This window comes from Streptomyces sp. NPDC029164, from assembly GCF_055563995.1.
This window is the reverse complement of sequence record NZ_JBVHWW010000009.1, coordinates 19,803-35,768: the sequence shown is the minus strand read 5'-3', so window position 1 is coordinate 35,768 and position 15,966 is coordinate 19,803. Positions and strand designations below refer to the sequence as shown.

The window sequence follows — 15,966 nt, the reverse complement described above, 5'->3', positions numbered from 1 at the left end:
CGAAAGGCGTGGCCCCGCCGGGCTGCGCCTTTTGTCATGACCGGAGAGAATCAGCTGGTGGACGCCTCTCGCACCCCCGATGTCCTGCCGCCGGCCCCGCCCCCGGCGGACCCGGCGCACCCGGTGCCCCCTGCTCCGCCCGCGCCCCGGCGGTCCCGGGCCCGCAGGCTCGCCGTCCCGGCGTCCTACCTGGCCGGTGCCGTCGCCGCCTTCGCCTACGTGGGCACCGTGGACCCCAACGAGCCGGGCCACTATCCGGTCTGCCCGCTGTTCCGGCTGACCGGAGTCCTGTGCCCGGGCTGCGGCGGCCTGCGCAGTGCGCACGCGTTCGCCCACGGCGATCTGGTCACGGCTCTAGGGGCGAATGCCCTCGCCGTCACCGGCTACTTCGTCTTCGCGGGGTTCATGGCCCTGTGGCTGGTCCGCGCCTTCCGCGGCGGCCCGGTCCCCAGGATCGTCATGCGGTCGCCGTACTGGTGGGGGCTCGGTGCGCTGGCCCTGGCCTTCGCCGTCGTCCGAAATCTTTCTTTCGGCTCGATGCTGGCCCCCTGACCGCCCCGAGCCCCTTGAGCAGCCCCGATGAGGGCCGGGTTCCGGATGTCCAGGTACTGGGACGCCGTCAACCACGTGCGGAGGGCCAGGCCTCCTGCGGATACCATTTGAATTGCTGACCTTGCACTTGTACGTGTCTGCAAGGCGGCCGACCGTCATCGACCCGGAAGGGGGCCGCTCGCGTGAGTGTGCTCGACGAGATCATCGAAGGGGTCCGCGAAGACCTTGCCGAACGGCAGGCCCGCGTGAGCCTCGACGAGCTCAAGGAGCGTGCCGCCAAGGCGCCCCAGGCCAAGGACGGCGTCGCTGCCCTGCGCGGCGACAGCGTCAAGGTGATCTGCGAGGTCAAGCGCTCCAGCCCCTCCAAGGGCGCGCTGGCCGCGATCGCGGATCCGGCCGGGCTCGCCGCCGACTACGAGGCGGGCGGTGCGGCGGTCATCTCCGTCCTCACCGAGCAGCGTCGTTTCGGCGGCTCGCTGGCCGACCTGGAGGCCGTCCGCGCCCGCGTGGACATCCCGATCCTGCGCAAGGACTTCATCGTCACGGCGTACCAGCTCTGGGAGGCCCGTGCCTACGGCGCCGACCTCGCGCTGCTGATCGTCGCGGCCCTGGAACAGGAGGCCCTCGTCTCCCTCATCGAGCGGGCCGAGTCCATCGGTCTCACCCCGCTCGTCGAGGTCCACGACGAGGAGGAAGTGGAGCGCGCGGTCGCCGCCGGCGCCAAGATCATCGGTGTCAACGCCCGCAACCTCAAGGACCTCAAGGTCGACCGCTCCACCTTCGAGCGCGTCGTCGGAGAGATCCCGGCCCACATCGTCAAGGTCGCCGAATCCGGCATCCGCGGGCCGCACGACCTGATCGCCTACGCCAACGAGGGCGCCGACGCCGTCCTCGTCGGGGAGTCCCTGGTGACCGGCCGCGACCCGAAGGCGGCCGTGGCCGACCTCGTCGCCGCCGGCGCCCACCCCGCCCTGCGCCACGGGCGGAGCTGACCCGCCCCCATGGCCCACGACCGCCCCTCCGTCCGCACCCGGCCCGGCTCCCGCCTGGCCGCGGTGCCGACGGCGCACGCGCCCCTGGCGCGCGGCTGCCGCCCCCGCGGCTGCCGTGCCCCGGCCCGGCGCGTGCACGGGCGGCGGGTCCGCTACGTGATCGGCTCCGAGCCCGGTCAGGTCAACGGCATGCGATGGCGCCGCGGAGGCGCGCTGTAACGAGGGCCGCCGCGGCCCGGTACGCGAGACGTACCGCGCCGCGCGCAGCTTCCGTACGGCCCGCCGTCCGGGCCTCCGGACGCGGGCCGCTCCGCACCGTACGCGCGACATCCCCCCAGCGGGGTGTGCGCGGTACTTGCGGGCGGCGCCATACGGTGAATCCACCCCGCCGCATCTCGCACCCGTAGGAGCACTGGACATGTCCAGCGAGTTCTTCATCCCGGACCCGGAGGGTCACGTTCCCAACGCCGAGGGTTACTTCGGTGACTTCGGCGGCAAGTTCATCCCGGAGGCGCTCGTCGCCGCCGTGGACGAGGTCGCCGTCGAGTACGAGAAGGCCAAGGGCGACCCGGCCTTCGCGGCCGAGCTCAACGACCTGATGGTCAACTACACCGGCCGCCCCAGCGCCCTCACCGAGGTGCCCCGCTTCGCCGAGCACGCCGGCGGCGCCCGGATCTTCCTCAAGCGCGAGGACCTGAACCACACCGGCTCGCACAAGATCAACAACGTCCTGGGCCAGGCGCTGCTCACCAAGCGCATGGGCAAGACCCGGGTCATCGCCGAGACCGGCGCCGGCCAGCACGGCGTGGCCACCGCCACCGCCTGCGCGCTCTTCGGCCTCGAGTGCGTGATCTACATGGGCGAGATCGACACCCAGCGCCAGGCGCTGAACGTCGCCCGCATGCGCATGCTCGGCGCCGAGGTCATCGCCGTGAAGTCCGGCTCCCGGACGCTGAAGGACGCGATCAACGAGGCGTTCCGCGACTGGGTCGCCAATGTGGACCGGACGCACTACCTCTTCGGTACGGTCGCCGGCCCCCACCCCTTCCCGGCCATGGTCCGCGACTTCCACCGGGTCATCGGCGTCGAGGCCCGCCGCCAGATCCTGGAGCGCGCCGGCCGGCTGCCCGACGCCGTCGCGGCCTGCGTCGGCGGCGGCTCGAACGCCATCGGCCTCTTCCACGCCTTCATCCCGGACGCCGGCGTCCGCCTGGTCGGCTTCGAGCCCGCCGGACACGGCGTCGAGACCGGCGAGCACGCGGCCACGCTGACCGCCGGCGAGCCCGGGATCCTGCACGGCTCCCGCTCCTACGTCCTCCAGGACGACGAGGGCCAGATCACCGAGCCGTACTCCATCTCCGCGGGCCTGGACTACCCGGGCATCGGCCCGGAGCACTCCTACCTCAAGGACTCCGGCCGCGGCGAGTACCGCGCGGTCACCGACGACGCCGCCATGCAGGCCCTGCGCCTGCTGTCGCGCACCGAGGGGATCATCCCGGCGATCGAGTCCGCGCACGCCCTCGCGGGCGCCCTGGACCTCGGCAGGGAACTGGGCAAGGACGGCCTGATCGTCGTCAACCTCTCCGGCCGCGGCGACAAGGACATGGACACGGCGGCCCGCTACTTCGACCTGTACGACACCGACGGTGAAGTCGCCGACAACGAGTTCTCCGAGGGGGACGACAAGTGAGCCCCACGCACGGACGCGGCAACATCGAGCTGCTGAGCGCCACCCTCGCCAAGGCGAAGTCCGAGGACCGCGCCGCCCTCGTCGCCTACCTCCCCGCGGGCTTCCCGACCGTCGACGGCGGCATCGAGGCGGTCAAGGCCGTCATCGCCGGTGGCGCGGACGTCGTCGAGATCGGCCTGCCCCACAGCGACCCGGTCCTCGACGGGCCGGTCATCCAGACCGCCGACGACATCGCCCTGCGCGGCGGAGTCAGGATCGCCGACGTGATCCGTACGGTCCGCGAGGCGCACGAGGCCACCGGGGCCCCGGTCCTCGTGATGACGTACTGGAACCCCATCGACCGCTACGGCGTCGAGCGCTTCACGGCCGAGCTCGCGGCGGCGGGCGGCGCCGGCTGCATCCTGCCCGACCTGCCGGTGCAGGAGTCCGCGCTGTGGCGCGAGCACGCCGGGAAGCACGGTCTGGCGACCGTCTTCGTCGTCGCCCCCAGCAGCAAGGACGAGCGGCTGGCCACCATCACGGCGGCCGGCTCCGGCTTCGTCTACGCCGCCTCGCTGATGGGCGTCACGGGCACCCGCGAGTCCGTCGGCAACCAGGCCGCGGACCTGGTGCGCCGCACCCGCGCCACCAGCGACCTGCCGGTCTGCGTCGGCCTCGGCGTCTCCAACGCCGTCCAGGCCAAGGAGGTCGCGGGCTTCGCCGACGGGGTGATCGTCGGCTCGGCCTTCGTGAAGCTCCTGCTGGACGCCCCGGACCTGCCCGCCGGGCTGGCCGCCGTACGGGCGCTCGCGGGCGAGCTCGCGGAAGGCGTACGCAGGAGCTGACGGCGCGCGTTCGATCGAAAGCGCGGACCTGTGACCGGGTTCTGTAGTCCGATCGGGTGGAAATGAGGGCAGGGAGGCACGCGAGTGCCTCCCTGCTTCGTTTGGCCGAACGTGAGCGAGAAGAACGACGGTGCCAACCGCGATGCGACGAAACGATCGGCCCGGGAGCGACTCCAGGAGGAGCGCCAGCGGCAGAAGACCCGGGACAAGCGCCGGCGGACCCTCATCGTGGCGTCGGCGGTGGTCGGCGTCCTCGGCCTGGCGACCGTCGTCGGCGTGATCGCGGCCAACACCGGCAAGAGCGGCGGCTCCAAGGCGGGCCCGGTGGTCGCCCCGTCCGGGGCCACCGGCAAGGACGCCCTCGCCATCCGGACGGGCAAGCCCGAGGCGAAGTCCACCCTCACCGTGTGGGAGGACTTCCGCTGCCCCGCCTGCAAGTCCTTCGAGGACAACTACCGGGACACGATCCACGAGCTGGAGGCCAAGGGCCTGCTCAAGGTCGACTACCACCTGGTCACGCTCATCGACGGGAACATGGGCGGCAGCGGTTCGCTGAAGGGGGCGAACGCGGCGGCCTGCGCGCAGGACGCGGGCAAGTTCACCGAGTACCACGACGTCCTCTTCCAGAACCAGCCGCAGGAGGTCGACGACGCCTACGGCAAGAACGCCAAGCTGCTGGAACTGGCGGGCAAGGTCAACGGGCTGGACACCCCCGAGTTCCGCTCCTGCGTCGAGGACGGCACCCACAACAGCTGGGTCGGCAAGTCGCAGGAGGCGTTCATCGCCGGGAAGTTCCGGGGCACGCCCACCGTGCTGCTGGACGGCAAGAACATCTACGCCGACGAGGCCAATCCGGTGACCCCGCAGAAGCTGAAGGAACAGGTGGAAGCGGCGGCCAAGGGCTCCGGCGGTACCGGGGCCGAAACGGGGCCGGGGAAGGCCTCGCCGTCGACCGGATCCGGGACGAAGGCCGGAGCGAAGGCCTCGCCGTCGGCCACGAGGACGGCGGGAACCGGTTCCGCGAACCGCTCCTCCACCAGCTCCTCGAACGGCTCCTCGGGGGACTGACGGAGCACTGATCACCGGCCGGTCCATGTCTGGATTTGATTTCGTCTTGCCGGGCGGGTTGCCGTCCGCACCGCCCGGCAGGGTAGCGTCATGTCTGCCATGGACCTTGCTTACATCCCCAGTCCGTCGACCGGCGTGATCCATCTCGGACCGATCCCGCTCCGCGGCTACGCGTTCTGCATCATCATCGGCGTCTTCGTCGCCGTCTGGCTCGGCAACCGTCGCTGGATCGCGCGCGGCGGCAAGCCGGGCACGGTCGCGGACATCGCCGTGTGGGCGGTGCCCTTCGGCCTCGTGGGCGGTCGCCTCTACCACGTGATCACCGATTACCAGCTGTACTTCGGCGAGGGCCGCAACTGGGTCGACGCCTTCAAGATCTGGGAGGGCGGCCTCGGCATCTGGGGCGCGATCGCGCTGGGTGCGGTGGGTGCCTGGATCGGCTGCCGGCTGCGCGGGATCCCGCTGCCGGCCTGGGCGGACGCCCTGGCCCCCGGCATCGCGCTGGCCCAGGCCTGCGGTCGCTGGGGCAACTGGTTCAACCAGGAGCTGTACGGCCGGGCCACCGATCTCCCGTGGGCGGTGGAGATCACCGCGGGCCCGAACCGGGACGCGGGCACCTACCACCCGACCTTCCTGTACGAGTCGCTGTGGTGCGTCGGCGTCGCGCTGCTGGTCATCTGGGCCGACCGCCGCTTCACGCTCGGGCACGGGCGGGCCTTCGCCCTGTACGTCGCCGCGTACTGCGTGGGCCGCGGCTGGATCGAGTACATGCGGGTCGACGAGGCGCACCACATCCTGGGCCTGCGGCTGAACGTCTGGACCTCGATCGTGGTCTTCGTCCTGGCCGTGGTCTACCTGGTGCTGTCGGCGAAGCTGCGGCCGGGCCGGGAGACGGTGGTCGAACCGGTCGTCTCCGGCGACAAGGGCGACGACGCGGCTCCGGCCGACGCGGACGCCCCGGCCAAGGCCGCCGACGAGAAGAAGGCCCCGGTCCTGACGAAGGACGCCCCGGCCAAGGACGAAGCCAAGGCCGAAGCCAAGGCCGAAGCCGAGGCCGAGGCCAAGGCCCCGGAACCGGGCAAGCTCTGACCGGACCGGTCCCGAAGGGGGGTCCCGCGCACACCGCGGCACCCCCCTTCGCGCTGCCCGCCCCACACCCGGCCGTGCCCATCCAGCCTCGCCGCACGCGATCCCGGCGGGCACCGCAGCGGGGTGCGGGCGCAGCCCGGGAGCAGGCGGGCAGCGGTCAGCGGGCGGCCATGCGCGCGGCGAGCGCAAGGGTGCGGTGCGCGCCCGCCACCACCGCCGGGTCGACGAACCGCCCGTCCGGCAGGGCCAGCGCCCCGGGGGTCGCCCGGGCCGCGCTCAGGACCTCCACGGCCGCGTCGACCTCCTCCGGCGCCGGGAGGTAGGCCCGCTCGATCACCGGAAGCTGCCGCGGATGGATCGCCGCCCGGCCGAAGAATCCGAGCGACCGGCCGCGGACGCACGAGACGGCCAGCGCCTCCAGGTCCCGGATGTCCGGGAACACCGACTGGGCCGGCGGCGCCAGCCCCGCCGCCCGGGCCGCCACCACCACCCGCGACCGGCACCAGTCCAGTCCCGCCTCCGCGCTGACGGCCAGATCGGCCCGCAGGTCCGCCTCGCCGAGCGAGAGCCCGCGCAGGGCGGGGTGCGCGCGGGCGATCTCGTACGCGCGCTCCACGCCCAGCGCCGACTCCAACAGCGCGTGGAGGCTGACCCCGCCGGTGCGGTCGGCGACGGCACCGATCTGCTCCGGGGCGCTGATCTTGGGCAGCCGCAGCCCCGCGAGCCCGCGCAGGCCGCCGAGCGCGTTGAGGTCGGCGCCGCCCCAGGGGGAGTCCAGGGCGTTGACGCGGACGTGCACCGGGACCGGGGGCCGCTCGCCGAGCAGTTCGGCGGTCGCGGCGCGGGCGTACTCCTTGCGGGAGACCGGTACCGCGTCCTCCAGGTCGACGATCACGGCGTCCGCCCCGCAGCCGAGGGCCTTGGCGACCACCTCAGGGCGGTCGCCGGGTGCGTACAGCCAGGTCAGGATCACAAGGCCCCCTCGGTTCGCAGCGCGGCGATCTCGGCCCGGGTCAGCCCGAGCTCGGTCAGGACCTCGTCGGTGTCCGCGCCGTGCGGGCGGCCGGCCCAGCGGATCCCGCCGGGGGTCTCGGACAGCCGGAAGAGGATGTTCTGCATCCGCAGTGGGCCCAGCTCCGGGTCCTCGATCTCGGTGACCGTGTCGAGGGCCGCGAACTGGGGGTCGGCCATCACGTCCCGGACGTCGTACACGAGGGCCACGGCCGCCTCGGCGTCCTCGAAGGCGGCGACGATCTCCTCGGCCTTGTGCCGGGCGATCCAGCCGCCGACGGCGTCGTCCAGGACGTCCGCGTGCCGGGCCCGCCCCGCGCCCGTCGCGAACCAGGGCTCCGCGATCAGCTCCGGCCGGCCGACCAGCCGTACGACCCGCTCCGCGATGGACTGCGCGGAGGTGGACACCGCCAGCCAGCGGCCGTCGGCGCTGCGGTAGGTGTTGCGGGGGGCGTTGTTCGCGGAGCGGTTGCCGGTGCGGGGCTGGACGTAGCCGAGCTGGTCGTACCAGAGCGGGTGCGGGCCGAGCACCGTGAGGATCGGCTCGATGATGGCCAGGTCCACGACCTGGCCGCGCCCGGTGCGGTCGCGCCCGGCCAGGGCCGTCATCACCGCGTACGCCGTGGTCAGCGCCGCGATCGAGTCGGCGAGCCCGAAGGGCGGCAGGGTCGGCGGCCCGTCCGGTTCCCCGGTGATCGCGGCGAAACCGCTCATGGCCTCGGCGAGGGTGCCGAAGCCGGGGCGGTGGGCGTACGGGCCCTGCTGGCCGAAGGCCGTCACGCGGGCCAGGACGAGCCGCGGGTTGGCGGCGGACAGCTCCGGCCAGCCGAGGCCCCACTTCTCCAGCGTGCCGGGGCGGAAGTTCTCGATGACCACGTCGGCGGTGGCGGCCAGGCGCAGCAGGGTCTCCCGGCCGCCGGGGGTGGACAGGTCGAGGGTCATCGTGCGCTTGTTCCGGCCGAGCAGCTTCCACCACAGGCCGATGCCGTCCTTGGCGGGGCCGTGGCCGCGGGAGGGGTCGGGGATGCCGGGGTGCTCGACCTTGACGACCTCGGCGCCGAAGTCGCCGAGCAGGGTGGCGGCGAGCGGCCCGGCGAAGAGGGTGGCCACGTCGAGCACCCGCAGCCCGCGCAGGGGCCCCTGTCCGTGCCCCTGCCGTGGCCGGGCGCCGGCCGGGCCGGGTGCGGTGCCCGGGCCGGGGGCTTCGCCGGGGTGCCCACGGTCGGACAGCGCTGCGGCGGTGCGTTCGGTGCCCTGCGGGGACCGCCCCGACACACGCCCGGCCCCGTGGGGGGTCACGAGGTGGCTCCGGCCTCGGCGTCGCCGGGGCCGGAGGCGGCGGCCGGGGCCGGCCGCCCGTGCTCCGCCTGCCACCCGGCCAGGGCGAAGGAGTCCGTCTCGGCGCGCGTCGGCATCGAGTCCTGGGCGCCGTGGCGCTGCACCGAGAGCGCGGCCGCCGCCGAGGCCCAGCGCAGCGCGTCGGGCATCGGCCGGCCCTCGCCCAGGGCCACGGCCAGGGCGCCGACGAAGGTGTCCCCGGCGGCGGTGGTGTCCACGGCCCGGACCCGGGGTGCGGGCACGGAGAGGGGTTCCCGGCCGCGGGCGGCGTACAGGACTCCGGCCGCGCCGAGGGTGATCACGACCTCGGGCACGTCGTGGAGCAGGGCCGCGGCGGCCTGGCCGGGGTCGGTGAGCCCGGTGAGGGCGGCCGCCTCGTGCTCGTTGGGCACGAGGAGGTCGGTGGCGGCGAGGAGTTCGGCGGGCAGCGGCTGGGCCGGGGCCGGGGTGAGGACCGTACGGACCCCGTGCGCGCGGGCGGCGAGGGCGCCGGCTAGGACGGTGGTGAGGGGGAGTTCCAGCTGGAGGAGGAGGGCGCCGGCGGCGGCGATCCGGGCGTCGTCCCCGGCCTCCAGGCCGGTGACGCGGGCGTTGGCGCCGGGGATGACGATGATGCTGTTGCCGCCCTCGTCGTCCACGGTGACGTGGGCGGTGCCGCTCGCGCCCTCGACGGTCCGCAGGCCCGCGGTGTCGATCCCGTCGGCGGAGAGCGCGGAGCGCAGCCGTACGCCGAACTCGTCCGCCCCGACCGCGCCGATCATCACCACCTCCCCGCCGGAACGGGCGGCGGCGACGGCCTGGTTGGCGCCCTTGCCGCCGGGGACCGTGCGGAAGGCCCGGCCGGTGACGGTCTCCCCGAGGCGGGGGGCCTTGGGGACGTAGGCGACGAGGTCCATGTTCGTACTGCCGAGCACGGCGATTGCCGTCATGAGCGTGCTGCCTCCTGTGCGGTGAGGTGGGCGAGGGTGTCGAAGCCGATGCCGTCGAAGCCGGGGACGGTGGTGGCGAGTCGGTTCTTGAGGGGGGCGGTCCAGCGGTCCGGGAGGGCGTTCGGGGATCCCGCGACCAGCGCGGCGAGGGCGCCGGCGGTGGCCCCGTTGGAGTCGGTGTCCCAGCCGCCGGACACGGCGCGGCAGACGGAACGGGTGAAGTCCCCGTCGGCGTGGGTGAGGGCGGCGGCGATCAGGGCGGTGTTGGGGACGGCGTGCACCCAGTGGTAGTGCCCGTAGCGCGCGTGCAGCCGGTCCACGACGAGGTCGAAGTCCGGTTCGTCCGCGGCCGCCCGGATCCCGAGGCGGACGGCCTCGGCGAGGCGGGAGCGGGGCGGTACGACGGCCAGCCCGGCCCGGAGCGCGGTGTGGACGTCCGCCCGGCCGGCGGCGGCCTCGGCGGTGGCGGCCGCGATGAAGAGGGCGGCGTAGACGCCGTTGCCGGTGTGGGTCAGGACGGCGTCCCGGTACGCCTGGGCCGCGGCGGCGGCCGGATCGCCCGGGTTGGTCCAGCCGTGCACGTCGGCGCGGATGAGGGCGCCGATCCATTCGCGGAAGGGGTTGTGGTGGGTGGCGGTGGCGGGCGGCTCCAGCCCGAGCAGGAGGTTGCGGTAAGCGATGCGCTCGGCGGTGAAGGTCCGCCCGGCGGGCAGTTCGCCGAGCCAGAGGCGGGCGACGTCGGCGGTGGTGAAACCCTTGCCGTGCCGCTGGAGGAGGACCAGGCCGAGCAGCGGGTAGTTGAGGTCGTCGTCCTCGGGCATGCCGTCGATGTTCTCGGCGAGCGAGGTGGGGGCGGAGCGGCGGTTCCAGGGGTACGCGGCCAGGACCTCCGGCGGTACGCCGCGTTCGCTGAACCAGTCGTTCAGCGGCCAGTTGCCGGTGGCGCGGGCCAGCGCCCGGATCCCCTCCAGGGGGAGCTTCTCGACGGGCTTGCCGAGCAGGCACCCGACGGCCCGTCCCCACCAGGCGGCCTCCAGCCGGGTCCGCAGGTCCGGGTCCTGCCCGGCCGGGCTGTCGGGGTGCTGCTCCGCGGCCGGGGCGGGGCCGCCGGGTGGCGGCCAGTGCGGGCAGGCGGCGACGATGGCCTGCCAGGACTGGGGTTCGGCGCCGGCCAGGGGGGACTTCTGGGCGGCGAGTTCGTCCAGCAGGCCGACCGCGAGGGCGCGGAGTTCCGGCGCGGCCGGGGTCGGGGAGGCGCCGGCACGGTCCGGGGCCGGGCTGCCGCCCGCCGCCAGCCAGGCGCGCCGGACCGGCTCCGGGTTCCGGCCGTCCTCGGCCGCCTGGCGCAGCTCGTGCCCGACGAGGTCCTCGGGCTGGGCCCACGTGAGCCGGACGGAGTCCGGGGCGCAGGCCGCGGACGCCGTCACCGTGCGGCCGAGATCGCGGTGAAGGCCGACTCGTGGGCCCGGCGGCGGTCCCGGTCGAGGGCGAAGACCTCCCGGGCCACGGCGGCCATCGCCGCCGCCGGGGCGTGCAGATCGAGGCGGCTGGCCTCGGCGACCTGCTTGGCCCAGACGGCCGGGACCGCGGCCTCGCCGCCCAGGGCCCCGGCGATCGCGCCCGCCATGGTGGCGGTGGAGTCGCAGTCGCGGCCGTAGTTGACCGCCCCCAGGACCGCGCTCTCGTACCGTCCGTCGGCGACCAGCAGCATGCCCAGCGCGATCGGGAGTTCCTCGATGGCGTGGAGGCGGGAGGGGCGGCGGGCGTCGAGCGACGGGTTGCGGTAGTCCGGGCCGACCGAGTCGTACGGGGCCACCGCCGCCCGCAGCGGGGCCAGAGCCGACTCGATGTCCCGGTGGCCGGAGGTCACTTCGCGGACGGCGGCGATCGCGGCGCGCGTGCCGTCCTTGGCCAGGGACAGGGCCGTGTCCACCACCGAGGCGGCCGTCGCGCCGGGCACGCACGCGGCCGCCACCGCCGCCGCGAACACGCCCGCCGCCTCCCGCCCGTACGAGGACTGGTGCGCGCCGGCGATGTCCAGCGCCTCCGCGTACGCGCCCGCCGGGTTGCCCGCGTTGACGAGGCCCACCGGCGCCATGTACATCGCCGCCCCGCAATTGACGATGTTCCCGCTGCCGGCCTCGCGGGGGTCGACGTGCGCGTAGTGCAGCCGGGTGACGATCCACTTCTCGGCGAGGAAGATCCGCTGCAACGGCAGGGCCTCGGCCTCCAGTTCGGGGATCCAGCGCGGGCTGTTCATGAGGTCGGGGACCAGGTGCTCGGCGATCGCGTGGGAGTCGAGGTGGTCGCGTACGGCCTCGTACACGCGGACCAGCGCGTGCGTCATCAAGGTGTCGTCCGTGACGTGTCCGTCGCCCTTGTGGTACGGGGCGATGGGGCGGGCCGTGCGCCAGTTCTCGTGCCACGGGCCGACGATGCCGTGCACGCGGCCGCCGTGCCGTTCCACGATCTGGTCCGGGGTCCAGCCCTCCACCGGGCCGCCGAGCGCGTCGCCGACGGCGGCTCCGACGAGAGCGCCGCGGGCCCGGTCCTCCAACGTGAGCGTCATGTCCGAATCATCCCCTGAGGTTTGGGTGAGGTGAGTTCCGTGCGCGCGAGGAGCGCGGCGAGTTCCACGAGGTCGGTGCCGGCGAGGCGGGGGAGGGCACAGCCGGAGAGGGTGCGGCAGGCCTCGCGCCAGGCGGCGGGGATCGAATCGCCGCCGCCGAGCACACCGGTGAGCGCGCCGGCGAGGGCGGGGGCGGAGTCCGCGACGCGGGACAGGCAGGCGGCCGCCGGGACGGCCTCGGTCACCCTGCCGCGGGCGGCGGTCGCGAGGGCGAGGGCCACGGGGACGGTCTCGGCGGCGGCGATCCCGTAGCTGTAGACGTGGTCCACGATCTCGTGTTCGAGGATGGGGACGATGGCGAAGGCGCCGCCGCCGTCCGTGCGGGTACGGGCGAGGTTCACGGCGTGACGGGCGTTGCGGCCGATCTCGGTGGCCTCGGGGAGCTGGGCGAGGGCGGCCTCGACGGCGGCGTCGACGTCCGCGGTGGTGAGGGCGGTGGCGATGGCGGCGGCCATGGCGCGGGCGCCGTGGACACCGTCGCCGTCCTGGGTGTAGCGGGCGTCGAACTCGGCGAGGTCGGCGGCGGCCGCGGCGTCGCCCGGGTGGACGACGGCGAGCACGCAGGCGCGGATGCAGGCGGCGTCGTCGAAGTAGTGCGGGTTGTCGTGACCGGTGGCGGGCGGGCGCAGGCCCGTGGCGAGGTTGCCGAGGCCGGCGCGGACGGAGATCCGGGCGCGGAGGGGGAGGACGGCGGACTCGACCTCGGGCGCGCGTTCCGCTGCCGCGGCGACCTCGGAGGCCAGGGCGTTCCACGCGAGGTCGATGGCGGCGCGCATCCGGCGGGACCGGGAGAGGTCGCTGAGCAGTACGCCGGCGGCGGTGAGCACGGACTCGGCGACGAAGGCGGCCCACTCGGCGTCGTCGGAGGGGCCGAGGCGCAGGGGTTCGGGGGGCTGGTTGAGGGCGATGGGGACGGGGAGGGTGGTGGTGGCGTTCTGCTCGGCGAAGGTGTCCAGCTCGCGGGTGAGCCGGCGGGTCCACTCGGGCATCCGGCTGGCGCGGTGGCGGGCGGCGGGCCACCCGGCCGCGTCGCCTGCGGCGAGGCCGAGGAGGAGCCCCTCGATCCGCCGGGCCCCTGCGGGGGGCTCGGCGGGCGCTGGGTCCGCGGGCGCGGAGGTCCGGGGTGCCACAGCCACACCCCGGACCGCCGAGTCGGCCTCCGCACCAGCCAAGCCCCCCACAGCGGCGGGGGTGAGCTGGGCGGTTCGGGGTGTGGCTGTGGGGGTGAGTTCGGCGGTCCGGGGTGCGGCTGTCAGAGCCGGTTCGACGGTCCGCGGGGCGTCCGCGGGGGCCCGCTCGATGATCCGGTCGATGACCCGGACCCCGGCGATCCGGAGGCCTGGCCCTCCGCCGACCACCCCGAAGCCCACGCTCCCGCCCCACCCGACCGCGACGGCGGCCCCGACCACTGACCCGCCTCCGCCCCCGGCCAGGGGCCCGCCCCCGGCTCCGGCCCCGGTCAGTGCCGCGCGTGGGCCTGCGGCTGGAGGGGCTGGGGTGGGGTGCGGTGCGTCGGGCCGGGGCCCGGGCGGCGGCGGTGGGGTGGGGGCCGGGGGCGTCATCGGGGGGCCTCGTATTCAGGGGTGAGGAGGTCCGCGATGTCGAGGACGTGGTAGCCCCGCATCGAGGGGAGGCAGCTGCCGCGGACCGGGCCGATGGCCGAGGACCAGGCGGCGGGGATCGCGGCGGCTCCCGACATCGCGCCGGACAGGGCGCCCGCCACCGCGGCCGTGGTGTCCGCGTCCCGGCCCATGTTGACCGCGGTCAGGACCGAGGAGGGGAAGTCGCCCCGGCAGGCGGCGAAGGCGCCGAAGGCGAGGCCGACGGCTTCGGGGGCCAGGTCCGTCCACGGGTAGCCGCCGATGACGACCGCCGAGCGCACGGCCCGTTCCCCGCGCGGGGCGGCGGTGACCGCCCGGCGCAGGGAGCGGGCCGTCCAGGAGTCGGACGGAATCACGGACAGGGCCGCGGAGACGACGGACGCCGGGCTGCCGCCGGCCATGGCCGCGGCCACGCCCGCCGCCACCGCCTGGCCGCCGTAGATGCCCTCGCCGTCGTGGCTGACCGAGCCGTCGATGGCGACGAGCCGGGCCGCTTCGGGGGGCCGGCCCGCCGCGAAGACGCCGAACGGGGCCGCCCGCATGGCGAGACCGTCCGACCACGCGTGCCGGTGCTGGGCGGAGATGGGGGCCGCGAGCCCCCGGCGCAGGTTCTCCAGTGTGCCGCGCTCCGAGAAGCCGGCCCCCCGGAACGGGCCTTCGTCGAGGTCCGCGATCCAGTGGTGCCAGGCCCGCTCCACGTGGGAGACCGTGAGCGCCGAGCCGTGGCGGGCGAGCAGCAGCCCGGAGAAGATCGCGTACTCGGTGTCGTCCGTGCCCGCCGGGTCCTCCGACACGAAGCCCTCGATGCGGCCCCATTTCGCCCGGATCTCCGACGGCTTCATGTTCTCCGCGGGGGCGCCCAGCGCGTCGCCCACCGCGAGTCCGAGAAGAGCGCCCCTGGCCCGTTCGAGGAGGACCTGCGGATTGCATGCAATCAGCTTCACCGGCTCCATGGCGCGCCTCTCCCACATTGGATGGGGCTCATCATGAGCCCTTGGGGGATTTGTGCCACGGCATGTGGTTTGTCGCTCGTCGCGAAACACCCCGCGAAGCCCGTCGTCACCCGGTCGCCGACCCGCAAAACCGCAGGTAAGTACGGCCTTCCTTGCTGGCGGGCGGCAGAAATCGTGCGTAGTTTCGAGGTGTTCAGGGGGAGCGGGGTGTCTCGCGGCGCCCGTTGGCACAAATGGGGAGATATCTCAGCATGTCCATCATCGACATCGAAGCACCGCTGCACACCGCGCACCGGGACAACCACACCCACCGCGACGTCAACGGCGGATGGCTGCGGCCGGCCGTCTTCGGTGCCATGGACGGACTCGTCTCCAACCTCGCCCTCATGACCGGCGTGGCCGGCGGCGCCGTCTCCCCGCAGACCGTCGTCATCACCGGACTGGCGGGCCTCGCGGCCGGCGCCTTCTCGATGGCGGCCGGCGAGTACACCTCCGTCGCCTCGCAGCGCGAACTGGTCCTCGCGGAACTGGACATAGAGCGCCAGCAGTTGCGCAAGCACCCGGTGGACGAGATGGAGGAGCTGGCCGAGCTCTACGTCTCCCGGGGCGTCGAGCCCGCCCTCGCCCGCGAGGTCGCCATGCAGCTGTCCCGCGACCCCGAGCAGGCGCTGGAGATCCACGCCCGCGAGGAGCTCGGGATCGACCCCGACGACCTGCCCTCGCCGCTCGTCGCCGCGGTCTCGTCCTTCGGCTCGTTCGCGCTGGGTGCGCTGCTGCCCGTGCTGCCGTACCTGCTCGGCGCGACGGCCCTGTGGCCCGCGGTGCTGCTCGCGCTGGTCGGGCTCTTCGCCTGCGGCGCCGTGGTCTCCCGGGTCACGGCCCGGTCCTGGTGGTACAGCGGTATGCGCCAGCTCGTCCTGGGTGGCGCGGCCGCCGGTGTGACGTACATCCTGGGAACCTGGATCGGCGGAGCCATAGGCTGACCGGCCTCAGAGTGAGACACTATGCAGTGCGCCACATAAGTAGTCCGTTACTCGGCGGTTTCGATCCCGTGTCCGCCGGGAATCAGTCCAGGGCTCCGGGCAACGATGCCCGCCCTGCACCCGGGACCTTTCGCCTCGTGCTGCGTCGGTCTGCATCCGTGGCACGCCGCGAAAGTCTCCTCTTTCTGCCTCGCGCAGTGTCCGCATGCTGGAATGGCATATCCGCTTCTCGGGATTGTCGTCATCATGTAATCTGCACGAAATTTCGCAGAGGGCCAACGTCGTCCCTCGGCTATGCACATATGCC

At 74.2% G+C, this 15,966-nt stretch carries 15 protein-coding genes; 8 read left to right on the top strand and 7 right to left on the bottom strand.

Annotation, left to right across the window (positions count from 1 at the left end):
- Positions 1-36: 36 nt before the first annotated feature.
- From ACZ4VT_RS10940 to lgt, 7 genes are all read left to right on the top strand, one after another.
- Positions 37-552 (top strand): DUF2752 domain-containing protein, encoded by a 516-nt coding sequence (locus ACZ4VT_RS10940; RefSeq protein ID WP_467948460.1) that lies wholly within the window; start codon positions 37-39, stop codon positions 550-552.
- Positions 553-734: 182 nt separating this feature from the next.
- Positions 735-1,544 carry an indole-3-glycerol phosphate synthase TrpC gene (gene trpC, locus ACZ4VT_RS10935; protein WP_214932893.1) on the top strand — a complete coding sequence of 270 codons (810 nt, stop codon included), beginning with the start codon at positions 735-737 and terminating at the stop codon, positions 1,542-1,544.
- A 9-nt stretch (positions 1,545-1,553) separates the two neighbouring features.
- The gene (gene trpM, locus ACZ4VT_RS10930) at positions 1,554-1,763 is read left to right on the top strand and encodes a tryptophan biosynthesis modulator TrpM (protein ID WP_362806841.1); all 210 of its coding nucleotides are present in this window, start codon (positions 1,554-1,556) and stop codon (positions 1,761-1,763) included.
- A gap of 199 nt (positions 1,764-1,962) precedes the next feature.
- Positions 1,963-3,234, top strand: coding sequence for a tryptophan synthase subunit beta (gene trpB / locus ACZ4VT_RS10925; protein ID WP_467948458.1), 1,272 nt, complete (start codon positions 1,963-1,965; stop codon positions 3,232-3,234).
- Positions 3,231-4,058, top strand: a complete 828-nt coding sequence (gene trpA / locus ACZ4VT_RS10920) for a tryptophan synthase subunit alpha (protein WP_467948456.1) — start codon at positions 3,231-3,233, stop codon at positions 4,056-4,058. The genes trpB and trpA overlap by 4 nt, the downstream gene beginning before the upstream one ends.
- 111 nt (positions 4,059-4,169) lie before the next feature.
- Positions 4,170-5,126: a DsbA family protein gene (locus tag ACZ4VT_RS10915; protein WP_467948454.1), complete on the top strand. Its 957-nt coding sequence runs from the start codon at positions 4,170-4,172 to the stop codon at positions 5,124-5,126.
- A 99-nt stretch (positions 5,127-5,225) separates the two neighbouring features.
- On the top strand, positions 5,226-6,215 hold the full coding sequence (gene lgt, locus ACZ4VT_RS10910; protein ID WP_467948662.1) for a prolipoprotein diacylglyceryl transferase: 990 nt from the start codon (positions 5,226-5,228) through the stop codon (positions 6,213-6,215).
- A 157-nt stretch (positions 6,216-6,372) separates the two neighbouring features.
- Here lgt and ACZ4VT_RS10905 read toward each other — a convergent pair whose 3' ends face one another.
- The 7 genes from ACZ4VT_RS10905 to ACZ4VT_RS10875 form a co-directional block, all read right to left on the bottom strand.
- Positions 6,373-7,188 (bottom strand): HpcH/HpaI aldolase/citrate lyase family protein, encoded by an 816-nt coding sequence (locus ACZ4VT_RS10905; RefSeq protein WP_467948452.1) that lies wholly within the window; start codon positions 7,186-7,188, stop codon positions 6,373-6,375.
- The gene (locus ACZ4VT_RS10900) at positions 7,185-8,456 is read right to left on the bottom strand and encodes a CaiB/BaiF CoA transferase family protein (protein ID WP_467948660.1); all 1,272 of its coding nucleotides are present in this window, start codon (positions 8,454-8,456) and stop codon (positions 7,185-7,187) included. Before ACZ4VT_RS10900 ends, ACZ4VT_RS10905 begins: the two co-directional genes overlap by 4 nt.
- Before the next feature lie 65 nt (positions 8,457-8,521).
- On the bottom strand, positions 8,522-9,493 hold the full coding sequence (rbsK, locus tag ACZ4VT_RS10895; protein ID WP_467948450.1) for a ribokinase: 972 nt from the start codon (positions 9,491-9,493) through the stop codon (positions 8,522-8,524).
- Positions 9,490-10,920, bottom strand: a complete 1,431-nt coding sequence (locus ACZ4VT_RS10890; RefSeq protein ID WP_467948448.1) for an ADP-ribosylglycohydrolase family protein — start codon at positions 10,918-10,920, stop codon at positions 9,490-9,492. Before ACZ4VT_RS10890 ends, rbsK begins: the two co-directional genes overlap by 4 nt.
- Positions 10,917-12,062 carry an ADP-ribosylglycohydrolase family protein gene (locus ACZ4VT_RS10885; RefSeq protein ID WP_467948446.1) on the bottom strand — a complete coding sequence of 382 codons (1,146 nt, stop codon included), beginning with the start codon at positions 12,060-12,062 and terminating at the stop codon, positions 10,917-10,919. The genes ACZ4VT_RS10890 and ACZ4VT_RS10885 overlap by 4 nt, the downstream gene beginning before the upstream one ends.
- A complete protein-coding gene (locus tag ACZ4VT_RS10880) occupies positions 12,059-13,252 on the bottom strand; it encodes an ADP-ribosylglycohydrolase family protein (RefSeq protein WP_467948659.1) in 1,194 nt (397 codons plus the stop codon). The genes ACZ4VT_RS10885 and ACZ4VT_RS10880 overlap by 4 nt, the downstream gene beginning before the upstream one ends.
- A gap of 428 nt (positions 13,253-13,680) precedes the next feature.
- The gene (locus tag ACZ4VT_RS10875) at positions 13,681-14,667 is read right to left on the bottom strand and encodes an ADP-ribosylglycohydrolase family protein (RefSeq protein ID WP_467948444.1); all 987 of its coding nucleotides are present in this window, start codon (positions 14,665-14,667) and stop codon (positions 13,681-13,683) included.
- Between the two features lie 260 nt (positions 14,668-14,927).
- Here ACZ4VT_RS10875 and ACZ4VT_RS10870 point away from each other — a divergent pair, with 260 nt between their 5' ends.
- Positions 14,928-15,659: a VIT1/CCC1 transporter family protein gene (locus ACZ4VT_RS10870; RefSeq protein ID WP_467948442.1), complete on the top strand. Its 732-nt coding sequence runs from the start codon at positions 14,928-14,930 to the stop codon at positions 15,657-15,659.
- Positions 15,660-15,966: the final 307 nt, after the last annotated feature.

Coding starts and splice junctions, on each gene's coding strand:
- ACZ4VT_RS10940 (WP_467948460.1), top strand. CDS start 37: ATGACCGGAGAGAATCAGCTGGTGGACGCCTCTCGCACCCCCGATGTC.
- ACZ4VT_RS10870 (WP_467948442.1), top strand. CDS start 14,928: ATGTCCATCATCGACATCGAAGCACCGCTGCACACCGCGCACCGGGAC.
- ACZ4VT_RS10885 (WP_467948446.1), bottom strand. CDS start 12,062: ATGACGCTCACGTTGGAGGACCGGGCCCGCGGCGCTCTCGTCGGAGCC.
- trpM (WP_362806841.1), top strand. CDS start 1,554: ATGGCCCACGACCGCCCCTCCGTCCGCACCCGGCCCGGCTCCCGCCTG.
- rbsK (WP_467948450.1), bottom strand. CDS start 9,493: ATGACGGCAATCGCCGTGCTCGGCAGTACGAACATGGACCTCGTCGCC.
- trpB (WP_467948458.1), top strand. CDS start 1,963: ATGTCCAGCGAGTTCTTCATCCCGGACCCGGAGGGTCACGTTCCCAAC.
- lgt (WP_467948662.1), top strand. CDS start 5,226: ATGGACCTTGCTTACATCCCCAGTCCGTCGACCGGCGTGATCCATCTC.